General features: G+C 69.2%; 13 protein-coding genes. 7 read left to right on the plus strand and 6 right to left on the minus strand.

Annotated elements, in window-relative coordinates:
• Positions 1 to 136: 136 nt before the first annotated feature.
• Genes IE107_RS19400 through IE107_RS19420 form a run of 5 tightly spaced genes read right to left on the minus strand, consistent with a single transcriptional unit; the run spans position 137 to position 5,560 of the window.
• Positions 137 to 1,447, minus strand: a complete 1,311-nt coding sequence (locus tag IE107_RS19400; protein WP_189545227.1) for a DUF58 domain-containing protein — start codon at positions 1,445 to 1,447, stop codon at positions 137 to 139.
• A gap of 10 nt (positions 1,448 to 1,457) precedes the next feature.
• Entirely contained in the window at positions 1,458 to 2,459 is a 1,002-nt protein-coding gene (locus IE107_RS19405) for an AAA family ATPase (RefSeq protein WP_189545084.1), read from the minus strand.
• Positions 2,456 to 3,667: a DUF4350 domain-containing protein gene (locus IE107_RS19410; RefSeq protein ID WP_189545085.1), complete on the minus strand. Its 1,212-nt coding sequence runs from the start codon at positions 3,665 to 3,667 to the stop codon at positions 2,456 to 2,458. The genes IE107_RS19405 and IE107_RS19410 overlap by 4 nt, the downstream gene beginning before the upstream one ends.
• Positions 3,664 to 4,353, minus strand: a complete 690-nt coding sequence (locus IE107_RS19415; protein ID WP_229867094.1) for a DUF4129 domain-containing protein — start codon at positions 4,351 to 4,353, stop codon at positions 3,664 to 3,666. Before IE107_RS19415 ends, IE107_RS19410 begins: the two co-directional genes overlap by 4 nt.
• A gap of 4 nt (positions 4,354 to 4,357) precedes the next feature.
• On the minus strand, positions 4,358 to 5,560 hold the full coding sequence (locus IE107_RS19420; RefSeq protein WP_189545086.1) for a DUF7847 domain-containing protein: 1,203 nt from the start codon (positions 5,558 to 5,560) through the stop codon (positions 4,358 to 4,360).
• A gap of 140 nt (positions 5,561 to 5,700) precedes the next feature.
• Between IE107_RS19420 and mtnA the strand changes: the two genes are divergently transcribed.
• The 7 genes from mtnA (at position 5,701) to IE107_RS19455 (ending at position 14,217) form a co-directional block, all read left to right on the plus strand.
• A complete protein-coding gene (gene mtnA / locus IE107_RS19425; RefSeq protein ID WP_189545087.1) occupies positions 5,701 to 6,849 on the plus strand; it encodes an S-methyl-5-thioribose-1-phosphate isomerase in 1,149 nt (382 codons plus the stop codon).
• A gap of 4 nt (positions 6,850 to 6,853) precedes the next feature.
• The gene (gene mtrA, locus IE107_RS19430) at positions 6,854 to 7,543 is read left to right on the plus strand and encodes a two-component system response regulator MtrA (protein ID WP_187438793.1); all 690 of its coding nucleotides are present in this window, start codon (positions 6,854 to 6,856) and stop codon (positions 7,541 to 7,543) included.
• Position 7,544: 1 nt separating this feature from the next.
• Positions 7,545 to 9,563 carry an MtrAB system histidine kinase MtrB gene (gene mtrB / locus IE107_RS19435; RefSeq protein ID WP_189545088.1) on the plus strand — a complete coding sequence of 673 codons (2,019 nt, stop codon included), beginning with the start codon at positions 7,545 to 7,547 and terminating at the stop codon, positions 9,561 to 9,563.
• Entirely contained in the window at positions 9,553 to 11,418 is a 1,866-nt protein-coding gene (locus tag IE107_RS19440) for an LpqB family beta-propeller domain-containing protein (RefSeq protein WP_506004914.1), read from the plus strand. The genes mtrB and IE107_RS19440 overlap by 11 nt, the downstream gene beginning before the upstream one ends.
• Positions 11,419 to 11,544: 126 nt before the next feature.
• Positions 11,545 to 12,270 (plus strand): ComF family protein, encoded by a 726-nt coding sequence (locus IE107_RS19445; protein ID WP_189545089.1) that lies wholly within the window; start codon positions 11,545 to 11,547, stop codon positions 12,268 to 12,270.
• Between the two features lie 322 nt (positions 12,271 to 12,592).
• Positions 12,593 to 13,282, plus strand: coding sequence for a ribosome hibernation-promoting factor, HPF/YfiA family (gene hpf / locus IE107_RS19450; RefSeq protein ID WP_189545090.1), 690 nt, complete (start codon positions 12,593 to 12,595; stop codon positions 13,280 to 13,282).
• Positions 13,283 to 13,467: 185 nt separating this feature from the next.
• Positions 13,468 to 14,217: a response regulator gene (locus tag IE107_RS19455; RefSeq protein WP_189545091.1), complete on the plus strand. Its 750-nt coding sequence runs from the start codon at positions 13,468 to 13,470 to the stop codon at positions 14,215 to 14,217.
• A gap of 18 nt (positions 14,218 to 14,235) precedes the next feature.
• On the opposite strand, the gene IE107_RS19460 is transcribed toward IE107_RS19455, so the two are convergent.
• Positions 14,236 to 15,411, minus strand: coding sequence for a winged helix-turn-helix domain-containing protein (locus tag IE107_RS19460; protein WP_189545092.1), 1,176 nt, complete (start codon positions 15,409 to 15,411; stop codon positions 14,236 to 14,238).
• Positions 15,412 to 15,458 lie beyond the last annotated feature (47 nt).

A 15,458-nucleotide genomic window follows, 5' to 3' on the forward strand; every position in this document is an offset into this window, starting at 1 on the left:
GAGAGTAGGACGCCGCCGAACTCCTTTTACGGGAAAGCCCCGTGCCCTTGTGGCACGGGGCTTTTTCGCGTTCACGGCGAGAGGAGAAGCCCCTTTCCTTACGGATGGCTCGATACTCCGTGGGCGGTGGGTCGGGTCAGAGCCGCCCCGCGCTTTTGAGAGCGAGGTAGGCGTCGGCGAGGGCAGGAGCGAGGTCGTCCGGAGTGGCGTCGACAACCACCGCGCCATGTCGCCGGAGCTGCTCGGCGGTGCGGAGTCGGCTTGCCTGGGCCTGCGCCCCCGCGGCTGCATCGTAGATCGCGTCCACTGTGCCTCTCGCATGCGTCATCTGCTCGACATGCGGATCCGCCACCGAAGCCACCAGCACGGTATGGCGCTTGGTCAGACGACCGAGTACAGGGAGCAGGCCTTCTTCCACGGGGGCTGCGTCCAAACCTGTCAGCAGCACGATGAGAGAGCGACGAGGCGCACCGGCGAGCACGGCGGCGGTGAGACCTCGGGCATCGGTTTCCACGAGTGCCGGCTCGACCGGCGCCAGCGCATTCACCATGGCCGAAAGCACTTCTCCCGCGGACCGGCCCTGAACCTGTGCGCGGATGCGGCGGTCGTAGGCAAGCAGATCCACGCGGTCGCCCGCTCGGGTGGCAAGGGCCGTGAGTAGGAGGGCCGCGTCCAGAGATGCATCCAGACGGGGAACGTCGCCGACACGCCCGGCCGAGGTACGGCCGGTGTCCAGAACGACAAGGATGTGGCGATCCCGCTCCGGGCGCCATGTGCGCACTGCGACGGCGGACTGACGTGCCGTGGCTCGCCAGTCGATGGACCGGGTGTCGTCGCCGGGCACGTACGCACGCAGGCTGTCGAATTCCGTGCCCTCGCCCCGGGTGAGGACACTGGTGCGGCCGTCGAGCTCGCGCAGTCTGGCGAGGCGGGACGGCAGATGCTTCCGGCTGGTGAAGGGAGGCAGGACCCGTACCGTCCAGGGAACCTGGTGATTCCCCTGTCGTGCGGCAAGCCCAAGAGGGCCCAACGAGCGGACGGTGATGCGTTCGGCTCGACGGTCACCCCGTCGTGTTGGTCTCAGGAAGGTGGTCAGCCGACGGCGTTCGCCTGCTGGGACCGCAAGTGTGTGTCGCGAGGAAGCCTGGTCCGTGCCGGTTGGCCAGCTGCTGGGTGGCCAGGCGTCGCGCAGGTGCGCACGCAGCCTGCGACGGGAAGGGTTGGTTACGGTGAGTTGCACTTCGGCGGTTTCGCCAAGTCGAACGCTTGTATCACCAGATCGGGTGAACTGTAGCGTTCGCACTGGTGCTGCCAGGGCATAGTCGCACAGAATTGCCAAAGAGAGCGGTGCGTTGACTGCCAGCATCCCAGTCCAGCTGGGGGCCAGGATGCCTACAGGGAGTGACCCCAGGGCGGCCAGTAGGGCGGTACGTCCGGTGAGGGCCACGGTCACCGCCTCATCGGGGTACGGGGACGTGGGCGAGGACGGCTGTGATGACGGAGTCGGGGGTGACACCCTCCATCTCCGCCTCGGGCCGCAACTGGATGCGATGACGAAGCGTGGGGAGTGCCAGGGCTTTCACATCATCCGGAATGACGTAGTCACGGCCGGTGAGCCAGGCCCAGGCACGGGCGGTCGACAGCAGAGCGGTGGCGCCTCGGGGAGAGACGCCGAGGGAGAGCGAGGGGGATTCACGCGTGGCACGACAGATATCGACGACGTAGCCGGCGATCTCGGGAGAGACCTTGGTCCGGGCGACTGCGTTTCGGGCGGCTTCCAGATCAGCCGCGCCGGCGACAGGGCGTATGCCGGCCGACTTCAGGTCACGCGGATTGAAGCCTTCGGAATGACGGGTGAGGACGTTGATCTCCTCTTCCCGCGAAGGCAGGGGCACGATCAGTTTGAGGAGGAACCGGTCCAGTTGGGCCTCTGGGAGAGGGTAGGTGCCCTCGTATTCGACGGGATTCTGTGTCGCGGCCACGAGGAAGGGGTCGGGCAGCTGTCGAGGGGTCCCATCGACGGTGACCTGGCGCTCTTCCATGGCTTCCAGGAGGGAGGACTGCGTCTTGGGAGGAGTGCGGTTGATCTCGTCGGCGAGAAGCAGATGGGTGAAGACGGGGCCGGGCTGGAACGAGAACTCGGCCGTGCGGGCGTCGTAGACCAGTGAGCCGGTGATGTCACTGGGCATCAGATCGGGGGTGAACTGGACGCGCTTGGTGTCGAGTTCGAGTGAGGCGGCGAGAGCCCGGACCAAGAGGGTTTTGGCCACTCCGGGGACACCTTCGAGGAGCACATGGCCCCGGCAGAGCAGTGCGACGACGAGTCCGGTGACGGCAGGGTCCTGACCGACCACGGCCTTGGCGATCTCTGAGCGCAGCGCTTCCAGGGATGCGCGGGCTGTGTCGCCGTTCCCGAGGGGCTCGGTGGTCCCGGCGGGCACTGGGGGCGGGGCGCTCATGACGTGCGTACCTCACTTTCGAGGGTGTCGAGTTGGTCTGCCAGTTGAACAAGAGCGGCATCGTCGGACGGGGCCGGTCCGAAGAGCAATGTCTGGACGCTGTCGTCAGTGCTGCTCAGGCGAGCGGAAACGGCAGGGACAAGGATTGAGGGGGAGTGGGCGTCGCGCAGTGAGATGCCGATGAGCGGGGCGATGCGGGCGCGGGTGGCGGAACGCAGCGAGTCGGCGGCCCGGTCGCGGGCGTTCGCCTTGCGGTAGAGGCGGGCCCGACCCTCGGTGGATTCCGAGGCGCGGACGGCCACGGGCAGTCGCTCGGTCACCAGGGGACCCAGACGGCGGGCGCGCCAGATGGCGGCGAGAACGGCGGCCAGTGCGAGTTGCAGCGTGCCCCACAACCAGCCCGGAGGGATCAGGTCGGCGAAGCTGCGGTCGTCAGGGGTGCCGTTGCCGCCGGTGTCCCCGTCCTCGGCAGCAGCCGATGAATCAGTGAGTGAGGGGAGGTACCAGACCAGATGAGGGCGGGAACCGAGAAGCTGTACGGCCAGGGACGCATTGCCCTGGTTGACGAGACTGCTGTTGTGAAGAAGATCGGGGGAGCCGAGGAGCACGGTGTCGCCCCCGCCCCGTTCGACCAGGAGCAAGGTGGGGAGGCCGCCGCTGGGGAAGCAGCCGACAGTGTCCAGTCCGTACGAGGCGTAACGGAAGCCTCCCGTCTCGACATCGCCGGCGCTGCGGGCGGCGGGCAGGGAACATTCGGGGGCCCGGGGGGCTACTGGTCCGGCGGGCTCTGCCGTGACTCCTGGAACCAACGTGCGCACAGAGGGCGGGCCAGCTGCGAGCAGGACGGTGCGGCCGGCCGAGCTGTCGGTCGCGGCACGGAGTTCGCGCTGCTGGCGCGGTACCAGCAGATTGGGGGAGGCGACGAGCAACGTGGTGTCGGGACCGAGTCTGGCGGTGGCGTCGTCGAGCGTGGTCACCACGTGGATGGAGACGCCGCGTTCCTTGAGAAGTTCGGCGACGGCCCGGCTTCCGTAGCGGTCGGCGGAGCGAGGATCGAGGCGGCCGTGCTGGTCGCCGGAGCGGACGGTGGCCAGGGCGATGCCGGCGGCGACGAGTACCAGGAGGGCGAGGAGGAGACCGCGGACGCGGACCCAGATCTGGTGAGGGGTGAGGGCTGCAGAGGTGGGGGCGGCGGTGACCTCGGTCATTCGGCTGCTCCCCGGGCCGCGGTTGTCAGGACAGGCTTGGCGGTTTCGAGATCGAGGTCCAGAGCGCGTACGGCGAGATATGCCTGCTGGTCGGCGGTGCGGCCGCCGTATGTGACGTCGTCGAATTCTCTGGCGGCTGCGTGGAGCCGCGCTGCGTGTGCGGGCAGCGGGCGGCCTGCTTCGGCGGCCGCCTCGTCGGCGGTGCGTCCGGGACGGGGGTCGAGCAGGGCGCGCTCTTCCAAGGAGCGGACGACGGCGCGCATCCGTTCCTGGACCGCCTCGTTCCAGCGTTGGGCGGCGGCGTGGGCCTCGGCGGCCCTACGGTGTTCGGTCGCGCTGCGGGGGCTGTCGTCGAAAAGGGCGTCCGCGGAGCGCACAGGGCGACTCGGAGTGCCCAGCCGCCACCAGAGTGCGGCGACCAGGCCCACGACGAGCAGCATGAGAGCGATCAGACCGAGCGGTCCACCCGGTGCGGCGCTGGAGGCCGTGTCCAGGAGTTCGCCGATCCAGTCCCAGAGCCGGTCGAGACCCTGCTGGAGAAGGTTGGGATCGTTCTCGTGGTACATCGGTTTGGACAGTTCGTGCTCTGCCGCCTCGCGGGCAGGGACACGTGGGGTGTCCACGGGTATGTCGCCGCTCGCGTGGATCAGTAGCCGTACTGCTGTGGTGCCCCCCACCCCCGGCACGGCATCAGCTCCCGGTGTCGTATCCCGGCAGGCCTGCTGCCCGGGCGAGTTCGAGGTCGAGTGCCTCGCGGCGGATGCGCTGATCGATGTAGAGCAGTGCCATCACGCCGGCGGAGAGCGGGTACGTGATCGTCGCGATGATCACCTCGCCGATACCGGAGACGATCAGGAAGGGCCAGCCGAAGTCCGCGTCGCCACTCGTGAGGGCGGAGCCGATTCCCTCGCCGTCCACGGCCATCGCGACGACACCGAACGGGATGGCGACGATCAGGGCCACGATGAAGGTCAGCAGCCAGGTCAGCGCCAGGACGCCGAAAGTCCGCCACCAGGCGCCCCGGACGAGCTTCGTGGAACGGCGCATGGAGGTCGTGATCGACTGCCGCTCCAGCATCAGGGCCGACGGAGCGAGGCTGAAGCGGACCATCAGCCAGATGACGACAACGACCGCGCCCATGAATCCGACGAGGACGAGTCCGGCACCGGCGGCGGAGCCGATGAGCATGCCCGGCAGCAGGCCCAGCGCCATGATGGCGGCACTGATCAGGGCCAGCAGCAGGGTCAGTCCCAGCAGTTGCGGAAGCCTGGGCCGGGCCTCGGCCCAGGCGTCGGAGAGGGTCACGGGACGGCCGAGCACCGAGCGGCTGATCACCACGGTCAGCACCGATGTCGTGATCAGCGTGGCGATCATGGTGATGAGCATGGAGGGCACGCTGTTGAACACGGCCGACTGGGCCGAGTCGGCGGCCTGTCGCAGTGCTTCCGCACCGGTGGCGTTCGGATCGACCTGCGGAGGCTTCGGCAGCAGGAAACGTTCCACGAGGATGATCGCGACCTGCGCGATCACGGACACGGCGAGTGTGATCCCGAGGACCGTGCGCCAGTGGGCGCGCATCGTGGAGACCGCACCGTCGAGGATCTCGCCGACGCCGAGAGGCCGGAGCGGGATGACACCGGGCTTGGCAGCGAGGGGCGGCTGTCCCCAGCCGGGTCCCTGAGGCCCGCGGCCCCAGCCCGCAGTAGGGGGCGGTGCGCCAGGTCCTGTGCCGGGAGCGCTCGGTGGGGACCACTGCCCTGCGGGCGGCTGCGTGGGGGACCAGTTCCCTGCCGGACCGCTGCCGTCGACGGGCTCGGAGGGCCGGGGGACATCGGCGCCCTGGCCCTCGGAGGGGGCAGATCCGGGCGAGGCCCAGCCCGGAGTGTCGTTCATTCTCGCTCCTTCATGGTCCTGTCCGCTCATCGGCGCGGCAGGTTGGCAGCCATCGTGCCACGCGTTGCTCCGGTATGGGCCGGGCGCTCCATCTCCTTCGTACCTTCATTTGTGGGCAGCTCGCCGGGCAGACTGGACGGATGGCTGATCAGGACGCGCAATCGCCGGAGGGCATCGGGCCTCCACCGCTTCCCGTACTTCGCTGGGCCGAGCCTCCCGAAGGTCCCGCACTGGTGCTCCTCGACCAGACGCAGCTGCCGGCGGAGGAAGCCGAGCTCGTGTGCACCGATGTGCCTGCTCTGGTGCGGGCGATCCGGACGCAGGCGGTGCGCGGCGCCCCGTTGCTGGGTATCGCGGGGGCCTATGGTGTGGCGCTCGCGGCTGTGCGGGGGGACGACGTGGCGAAGGCCGCGGAATTGCTGGAGCGGGCGCGGCCCACCGCGGTGAATCTCGGTTACGGGGTGCGGCGGGCTGCTGGGGCGTATCGGGAGGCCATCGGGAAAGGGACGGGTCCGGAGCAAGCCGCAGCGGTCGCCCTGGCCGAGGCCAGGGCGTTGCACCGGGAGGACGCCGAGGCCAGTGGGCGCATGGCGCGGTACGGCCTCGCCCTGTTGGGCGAACTGCTGCCCGGCGGCGGTGAGCATCGCTTGCTGACGCACTGCAATACCGGGTCGCTCGTCTCCGGCGGCGAGGGCACTGCCTTCGCCGTGGCGCTCGGGGCGCACCGGGAGGGGCGGCTGCGGCGGCTGTGGGTGGACGAGACGCGCCCGCTGCTCCAGGGAGCCCGGCTGACGGCGTACGAGGCGGCGCGCAACGGAATGCCGTACAGGCTGCTCACGGACAACGCCGCAGGGTCGCTGTTCGCCGCTGGGGAGGTGGATGCCGTACTCATCGGTGCCGACCGCATCGCCGCCGACGGGTCGGTGGCGAACAAGGTGGGGAGCTATCCGCTGGCAGTGCTCGCGAAGTACCACCACGTACCGTTCATCGTGGTCGCGCCGACCACGACCGTGGATCTGGGCACCGCGAACGGGGCATCGATCGTCGTTGAGCAGCGACCGGGCGCCGAAGTGACGGAGCTCACATTATCGCAGGCCGGGGCGATGGGCACGGATGTCGGCGGGCTGCTCGTGGCGCCGGTGGGAACCACCGCGTACAACCCCGCGTTCGATGTCACACCGCCGGAGCTGGTCACGGCGATCGTCACGGAAGAGGGCGCAATTTCCCCGGTCACGGGTGTAGGGCTGGCAGAGCTGTGTGCCAGATCATCGCAGGTAACGATTAGCTAATGGGATGATGTCGATTATGAAGGGACGCGTCCTTGTCGTCGACGACGACACCGCACTGGCCGAGATGCTCGGGATTGTGCTGCGTGGTGAAGGGTTCGAGCCGTCGTTCGTAGCGGACGGCGACAAGGCACTTGCCGCATTTCGTGAGGCCAAGCCGGACCTGGTACTGCTGGATCTCATGCTGCCCGGTAGGGACGGCATCGAGGTCTGCAGGTTGATCAGGGCTGAGTCGGGTGTGCCGATCGTCATGCTCACTGCCAAGAGCGACACGGTTGACGTGGTGGTGGGTCTGGAGTCCGGGGCCGACGACTACATCGTCAAACCGTTCAAACCTAAGGAGTTGGTCGCCCGGATCAGGGCACGTCTGCGGAGGTCCGAGGAACCGGCGCCGGAGCAGCTGGCCATCGGGGACCTGGTCATCGATGTGGCCGGTCACTCGGTGAAGCGGGAGGGGCAGTCGATCGCCCTCACCCCGCTGGAGTTCGACCTGCTGGTCGCGCTCGCCCGTAAGCCGTGGCAGGTCTTCACCCGCGAGGTGCTGCTCGAGCAGGTGTGGGGATACCGCCACGCCGCCGACACCCGGCTGGTGAATGTGCATGTCCAGCGACTGCGCTCCAAGGTCGAGAAGGACCCGGAGCGGCCGGAGATCGTGGTGACCGTCCGAGGGGTCGGCTACAAGGCCGGACCGAGCTGAGATGCCCCCGAGTAGCGCTGCTCCGCAGCCCGGGGAGCCGGGAGCCCGTGCGGAGCGGGCTGCCGGTCCGGGACACAAGGCGTTCCAGATCGGGCGCTTGCTGCAGGGCGGCCGGTTGTTCCACGACCGGGCGCCCGGCGGACCCGTGCCGCGATTGCTGATGCGTTGGGTGCGGCGTCCGCTGCTGCCCGCCGTGCGGCTCTGGCGACGCAACCTCCAGCTGCGGGTTGTCGCGGGCACGCTGCTCATGTCGCTCGGCGTGGTGCTGCTCCTCGGGCTGGTCGTGATCGGGCAGGTGCGCAACGGCCTGCTCGAGGCCAAGGGCAAGGCCGCCCAGACGCAGGCGGCCGGCGGTTTCGCCGCTGCGCAGGAAAAGGCGAACGCTCCGCTCGCCCCCGGTGGTCAGGGCGGTGACACGACGGACGGCACCACCGCCAACAACTCCTGGCGGACCGAGCTCGTCGACCAGCTCGCCAGCGGCGGAAAGAACGCCTTCAACGTGGTGGCGCTCAGCGCCGACGAGGGAACGCGTGCCCCACGCGGCTCCGGCAGCGTAGAGGCGGTGAGTATTCCGCAGCGTCTGCGGGATGCCGTGAACAAGGGGCCCGGGGCGTTCCAGACGTACTCCGAGATCCAGTACGCGAACGGGCAGGATCCGCAGCCCGGACTCGTCGTGGGCAAGCGGCTCTACGACATCGACCACAATCCGTATCAGCTCTACTACCTCTTCCCGCTGACGCAGGAGGAGAAGTCGCTGACGCTGATCAAGACCACGCTGGCCACCGCGGGGCTCTTCGTGGTCGTACTGCTCGGGGCCATCGCCTGGTTCGTGGTGAGGCAGGTCGTCACGCCCGTACGGATGGCGGCCGGCATTGCCGAGCGGCTGTCCGCCGGCAGGCTCCAGGAACGGATGAAGGTCACCGGCGAGGACGACATCGCCCGGCTCGGTGAGGCCTTCAACAAGATGGCGCAGAACCTGCAGCTGAAGATCCAGCAGCTCGAAGAGCTCTCCCGCATGCAGCGGCGCTTCGTCTCCGATGTCTCCCACGAGCTGAGGACACCGCTGACGACTGTACGGATGGCCGCGGATGTCATCCATGAGGCCCGCAGCGACTTCGATCCCGTGACGGCGCGCTCTGCGGAGCTGCTGGGGGACCAGCTCGACCGGTTCGAGTCACTGCTCTCCGATCTGCTGGAGATCAGCCGGTTCGACGCGGGTGCTGCGGCGCTGGAGGCGGAGCCGATAGATCTGCGTCAGGTCGTACGACGGGTGATCGGCGGGGCCGAGCCGCTGGCCGAGCGCAAGGGCACCCGGATCCGGGTGGTCGGCGACGAGCAGCCGGTGATTGCGGAGGCCGACGCGCGACGCGTCGAGCGAGTCCTGCGCAACCTCGTGGTCAACGCCGTGGAGCATGGCGAGGGCCGGGATGTCGTGGTGCGGATGGGGGTGGCCGGAGGCGCGGTCGCCGTGGCCGTCCGGGACTACGGAGTGGGCCTCAAGCCGGGCGAGGCGACGCGTGTGTTCAACCGTTTCTGGCGGGCGGACCCGGCTCGCGCGCGGACCACCGGCGGTACCGGTCTCGGGCTCTCCATCGCGGTGGAGGACGCCCGGCTGCACGGTGGGTGGCTGCAGGCATGGGGCGAGCCCGGTGGCGGTTCGCAGTTCCGGCTGACCCTGCCGCGTACGGCGGACGAGCCGCTGCGCGGATCGCCGATACCACTGGAACCCGAGGACTCCCGTCGCAACAAGGAGAGCCGTGAGCGGGCCGTGCCGAAGTCCGGGAGCGAGCACCGGCTGACGGCTGTGCCGGCCCAGCCGGGCGGCAGTGACCGGCCCGCGCTGCCCGTGCCGGCCCGTACCTCTGTGGCTCCGCGGACGGCGCCGGCCTCGGTGCATCCGGCGGCCCTTCCTGGAAGCGGCGCACGGGTGGTCGCCCGGCCTGCCGAGGACCGGCCGGGCGGCGAATTCGACACCGGGGCGCAGGGCCCGGAGCGGGGGGAAACGAATCGTGGGCACTGACCGTCGCAGGGACGGCCATGGGCGGGTGCTGGGGCTGTTCGCACTGCTCGGAAGCGGCATGGTGCTGCTGTCCGCGTGCGGCTCGATGCCCGTCACTGGGGACGTCAAAGCGGTCGACGCCTCGCAGCCCGGCGACTCCCAGGTGCAGGTGTACGCCGTCGCGCCGCGCGACAACGCCACGCCCAACGAGGTGGTCGACGGCTTCCTGGAGTCCATGACCAGTGATGACCCGCGCTTCAGGACGACCCGTCAGTACCTGACGAAGAAGGCTGCCGAGACGTGGAAGCCGAACGCATTCACCACCGTGCTCACCAAGGCGCCGAACAGGAACGACCGGTCTCTGCGTGAGAACGACCGCAACATCACCGAGGTCACCTACACCCTGACCGGTGAGAAGGTGGCGACGGTCGACGCCCAGAGCGCCTATCAGCCGCTCGCGCCCACCGACTACAACCAGACCCTGCACCTGGTGAAGGAGAACGGGCCGGACGGCAAGGAGTGGCGGATCGACCAGGTGCCGGACGGTCTTCTGCTCGGGCAGTCCGACTTCAAGCGCCTCTACCGTTCCGTCAACAAGTACTACTTCGCGACGGGGCGGCCCGAGGCGCAGTCGACCCTGGTCGCCGACCCCGTGTATCTGCGCAGCCGGACGGATCCCGTCACGGGGATGGACACCGTGACGCAGTCCGTGCGCAGCCTCCTCGCGGGGCCGACCAGTTGGCTGCGGCCGGTGGTCGCGTCCCGGTTCCCTCCCGGTACGGCGCTGAAGAAGGGGGTCACTTCGCTGGCGCCCGACGACCGCAACGTACTGAAGGTCCCGCTCGACAAGAAGGCGGACGGCGTCGGGCAGCGTTCCTGTCGCATGATGGCCTCGCAGATCCTCTACACCCTGAGGGATCTGACGTCCGCACGGGTCGAGCAGGTCGAGCTGCAGCGCTCCGACGGCTCCCCGCTGTGTCTGCTCGGGGCGGATCAGGCGGAGGAGTTCGCTCCTGACGGTTCGTCGAGCGGTCCGGACAGCCAGTACTTCATCGATGACAAGGGGCATGTGGAACGAATTCCCGGCAGCACCAAGGGAAGTGGAGCCCCGGAGGCGGTGACCGGCCCGTTCGGTGACGGACCGGTGCCGATGGGCGCGGTCGGTGTGGCCAGGGACGAGCAGTCGGCGGCGGCGGTCTCGAGCGACGGAGCGTCTCTCTACGTGTCGTCCATCATCACCGACGGCGAGCTTCCCGATGCCTCGGTGACCAGCAGGGCCCACGACGCGAAGAACCGTCTGTCGACACCGAGCTGGGACGGCCGGGGCGACCTGTGGGTGGCCGACCGGGATCCCGGCAACACCAGACTGCTGCGGCTGACCGGTGGCACCGGCCAGCCGCAGGAGGTCGCCGTGCCGGATCTGGGTGGCGGGCGGATCGAGGCGTTGCGCATGTCCGCGGACGGTGTGCGGATCGCCCTGCTGGTGAACCAGGACAACCGCAACACGCTGAAGATCGGCCGGATCGAGCGGCGCGGGCCGGCGTCGGAGCAGCAGGTGTCGGTGGTGGAGCTGCGTCAGGCGGCCCCGCAGCTGATGGACGTGACGGCGATGTCGTGGTCGGGCCGCAGCCGCCTCGTGGTGGTCGGCAAGGAGCAGGGCGGCGTGCAGCAGGTGCGCTATGTGCAGGCGGACGGCTCGACATCCGCGTCGGGCGTGCTGCCCGGCGTGAACCAGGTGTCGTCGGTCGCGGCGGCGGACGACGAGCAGCTTCCGCTGATGGCGGTCACGTCCAGCGACGGGATCGTGAAACTGTCGCCCGGCGACAACTGGCAGACGGTCGTCAAGAAAGGTTCGTCGCTGGTCTACCCGGGCTGAGCGTCGCAGGTCTCCCCGGGCTGAGAGGCGCGAGGCCAGTTCCGCGCTGTCCCGCTGCCCACAGAGGGTGGCCTGCTGTTTTCCACAGGGGTGGCTCGCTCGCGCCGGGAAGCGCACAGTGGAGTCATGCGGGGGTGGTGGCGGGAGATCTCCGGTTTGGTGCTGCCGGTTTCCTGCGGCGGTTGCGGCAGGCCGCGCGTGGAGCTGTGCGAGGAATGCCGTGCGGAGCTGCACGGCGGGGTTCCGCGCCGGGTGCGGCCCGTCCCGGAGCCCGTGGGCCTGCCGGTGGTGCACGCGGCCGCCGCGTACGAGAACGCGGTACGTGCCGTGCTGCTGGCCCACAAGGAGCGGGGTGAGCTGGGGCTGGCCGGGGCGCTCGGCAAGGCCCTGGCGGGGGCCGTACGGGCCGGGACGGGGCATACGGGTGCGGCCGGCCCGCTGCTGCTCGTACCTGTGCCGTCGGCGCGGCGGGCGGTGGCGGCACGGGGCCACGATCCGACGCGCAGGATCGCACTGGCCGCGGCGGGAGAGCTGAGGCGCGGCGGCACCCGGGCCCAGGTGGTCGCGGTGCTCCGGCAACGGCGCGCGGTGGCCGACCAGGCGGGGCTGGGCGCCCGGCAGCGGCAGGTGAATCTGGCAGGGGCGCTGGAGGTCGTGGCCGGGGGCGAGCGGCTGCTTGCGGCCGGACGGGTGGTGCTGGTGGACGACCTTCTGACGACGGGAGCCTCGCTCGCCGAGGCGGCTCGGGCGGTGGCAGCGGCGTGCGGGCACGTGCCCGCTCCCGGTGGCGGGCAGGCGGCCGTTGTCGCAGTCTCTCCCTCGGCCTTCGAAATAAACCGGAACTGTCAATGAACTTGCATCGTTGCAGGTAATGAGTAGGGAAAACAGCCCGAACGGAGGTACGCGCGAGTAGCGGGTGCCGACATCCGGCCAGGCAGGCTATGTTCAGTTGTGAGGAATGGTGAATGCCGGACCTCGATGAATGCACCACCAGGTTTCGGGCAGGCAACACACCAGTAGTCCAGGCGCTGGAAATTCGGCGGGGTGGAGACCTCGCCGATGGGGGAGGAGGAGGTGGAAGTCACCGAGTCCGCGGCTCCGGTTGTCACCGGGGCCTGGTGCAAAAGGGAGATGCTCCGCCCCTGAGCGGAGCGATCCGGGAACGGAGTTCTGCGTGGACATCGTCGTCAAGGGCCGCAAGACCGAGGTGCCCGAGCGGTTCCGCAAGCACGTGGCCGAGAAGCTGAAGCTGGACAAGATCCAGAAGTTCGACGGCAAGGTGATCAGCCTCGACGTCGAGGTGTCCAAGGAGCCGAACCCCCGTCAGGCCGACCGTTCCGACCGGGTGGAGATCACGCTCCGCTCGCGCGGTCCGGTCATCCGGGCGGAAGCGGCCGCAGGCGACCCGTACGCAGCGTTGGACCTGGCCACCGGCAAGCTGGAGGCGCGGCTGCGCAAGCAGCACGACAAGCGCTACAGCCGCCGCGGCAATGGCCGGATCCCTGCTGCCGAGGTCGCCGAGACCGTGCCGGGTGCGGCGTCGTTCAACGGCGAGGGCGACCTGGTCGCCAATGAGTCCGCCGAGTCGGTGCCCACCACCAGGTTCGGCTCGTTGGAGGTTCAGGGCGAGGGTCCGCTGGTGATGCGCGAGAAGACGCACGTCGCCGCACCGATGTCGCTCGACCAGGCGCTCTACGAGATGGAGCTGGTCGGGCACGACTTCTATCTGTTCGTCGACTCCGAGACCAAGGAACCCAGTGTCGTCTACCGACGGCATGCCTATGACTACGGTGTCATTCACCTGAGGACCGACCCGCTGGCCGCCGACGAGGCGGGCGGCGCAGGCGGTGCGCTCGGCGGCTGACGCCACGCTTTCGCGGTGCCCCTGGAGTGCCTGTGAGCTCCCAGGGGCACCCGCGTGCGACCACGGGATCACCGCTCTGTCGTCCAGGCATGGAATCATGGCGTCCCAAGCCAATCGGTGCTCTGTGAACTGCCGTTGGCGGACAGTGTGTGAACTTCAGGCCACGGCCTTCAGGGGGAGGAACGATGGCGGACACCTTCGGGCCCATGCGCGATGTGAACGATGCCGACGAGATCGCCGGAGCCGGCGCGGACATGGACAACGGTTTCCGCAAGGAGCCGATCAGAGTCCTCGTGGTCGACGACCACGCGCTCTTCCGCAGGGGCCTGGAGATCGTCCTCGCCCAGGAGGAGGACATCCAGGTCGTCGGCGAGGCGGGTGACGGGTCGGAGGCGGTCGACAAGGCCGCAGATCTGCTTCCCGACATCGTGCTGATGGATGTACGGATGCCCAAGCGCGGGGGCATCGAGGCCTGCACCTCCATCAAGGAGGTGGCCCCCAGCGCGAAGATCATCATGCTGACGATCAGTGACGAGGAGGCCGACCTCTACGACGCGATCAAGGCCGGCGCCACCGGCTATCTCCTCAAGGAGATCTCCACGGACGAAGTGGCCACGGCCATTCGCGCGGTCGCCGACGGGCAGTCCCAGATCAGCCCCTCCATGGCGTCCAAGCTGCTCACCGAGTTCAAGTCGATGATCCAGCGGACCGACGAGCGCCGGCTGGTACCCGCGCCGCGGCTCACCGACCGGGAACTCGAAGTCCTCAAACTCGTTGCGACCGGCATGAACAATCGCGATATCGCGAAGGAACTGTTCATTTCCGAGAACACCGTGAAGAACCACGTCCGCAACATTCTGGAGAAGCTGCAGCTGCACTCCCGGATGGAAGCTGTGGTCTATGCCATGCGGGAGAAGATCCTTGAGATCAGGTGAGGGCAGGGGAACACCGGCTCAGGCCAGGGCGCGGGCTATCTCCTGAGTGAGCGGCTCCCGCAGCTCCGGTGCGTCGACCCGCTCCAGCCGGACATCCGTACAGCCGACCCAGGACGCGGCTTCCACCAGCGCCTCGGCCATCGGCACCACGGCCTTCCTGCCGGCCAGCGACACCTGGCGGGCGACCAGCGTGCTGCCCTCGCGCGCCGGGTCGACGCGGCCCTGCAGCTTCCCGCCTGCCAGCAGCGGCATCGCGAAATATCCGTGGACCCGCTTGGGCTTGGGGACGTAGGCCTCCAGGCGGTGGGTGAAACCGAAGATCCGCTCGGTGCGCGCCCGCTCCCAGATCAGGGAGTCGAACGGCGACAGCAGCGTCGTACGATGCCGCCCGCGCGGCTCCGAGGCCAGCGCCGCCGGGTCCGCCCAGGCCGGTTTCGCCCAGCCCTGCACCGTCACCGGCACCAGTCCGGAGTCCTCCACCACCGCGTCGAACTGCTCGCCCCTCAGCCGGTGGTAGTCCGCGATGTCAGCGCGGGTGCCCACCCCCAGGGACTGCCCCGCGAGGGCGACCAGCCGTCGCAGGCACTCGGTGTCGTCCAGATCGTCGTGCAGCACGTCATCGGGCAGGGCCCGCTCGGCGAGGTCGTACACCCGCTTCCAGCTGCGGCGCTCGGTGCACACCACCTCGCCGTACATCAGGGCGCGCTCGACGGCGACCTTCGACGCCGACCAGTCCCACCACTCCCCGCCGTTCTTCGCGCCGCCCAGCTCCGTCGCCGTCAGTGGGCCCTCGGTGCGCAGCTGCTTGATCACCGTCTCGTACGCGCCGTCCGGCAGGTCGTGGTGCCAGTGCGGGCGCGCGCGGTAGGCGCGGCGGCGGAAGGCGAAGTGCGGCCACTCCTCGACCGGCAGGATGCAGGCCGCGTGCGACCAGTACTCGAAGGTGCGGCCGCCGGCCCAGTACGCCTCCTCCACGGTGCGCCGGCCGACCGCGCCGAGGCGCGCGTACGGAATCAGTTCGTGTGATCGCGCGAGCACCGAGATCGTGTCGAGCTGCACGGCGCCGAGATGCCGCAGCACGCCAGGAACCCCGGCCCGGCGGTCCGGAGCGCCGAGAAAGCCCTGGGCGCGCAGGGCGATTCTGCGGGCCTGGTCGGCGGAGAGTTCAGCGGCGGGAGGCGGCACAGACGTCATGCCTCGCACCCTAGAGGCAGCCACTGACATCCGGCCGGGGAGCTGTG

It is taken from the genome of Streptomyces gelaticus, assembly GCF_014649535.1.
Classification (GTDB): Bacteria; Actinomycetota; Actinomycetes; order Streptomycetales; family Streptomycetaceae; genus Streptomyces; species Streptomyces gelaticus.

What these genes read in the sequence shown, in the direction of transcription:
- IE107_RS19410 (WP_189545085.1), bottom strand. Translation starts at nt 3,667, where the DNA reads ATGACCGAGGTCACCGCCGCCCCCACCTCTGCAGCCCTCACCCCTCAC.
- mtnA (WP_189545087.1), top strand. Translation starts at nt 5,701, where the DNA reads ATGGCTGATCAGGACGCGCAATCGCCGGAGGGCATCGGGCCTCCACCG.
- mtrB (WP_189545088.1), top strand. Translation starts at nt 7,545, where the DNA reads ATGCCCCCGAGTAGCGCTGCTCCGCAGCCCGGGGAGCCGGGAGCCCGT.
- IE107_RS19405 (WP_189545084.1), bottom strand. Translation starts at nt 2,459, where the DNA reads ATGAGCGCCCCGCCCCCAGTGCCCGCCGGGACCACCGAGCCCCTCGGG.
- IE107_RS19420 (WP_189545086.1), bottom strand. Translation starts at nt 5,560, where the DNA reads ATGAACGACACTCCGGGCTGGGCCTCGCCCGGATCTGCCCCCTCCGAG.
- IE107_RS19445 (WP_189545089.1), top strand. Translation starts at nt 11,545, where the DNA reads ATGCGGGGGTGGTGGCGGGAGATCTCCGGTTTGGTGCTGCCGGTTTCC.
- mtrA (WP_187438793.1), top strand. Translation starts at nt 6,854, where the DNA reads ATGATGTCGATTATGAAGGGACGCGTCCTTGTCGTCGACGACGACACC.
- IE107_RS19455 (WP_189545091.1), top strand. Translation starts at nt 13,468, where the DNA reads ATGGCGGACACCTTCGGGCCCATGCGCGATGTGAACGATGCCGACGAG.
- IE107_RS19460 (WP_189545092.1), bottom strand. Translation starts at nt 15,411, where the DNA reads ATGACGTCTGTGCCGCCTCCCGCCGCTGAACTCTCCGCCGACCAGGCC.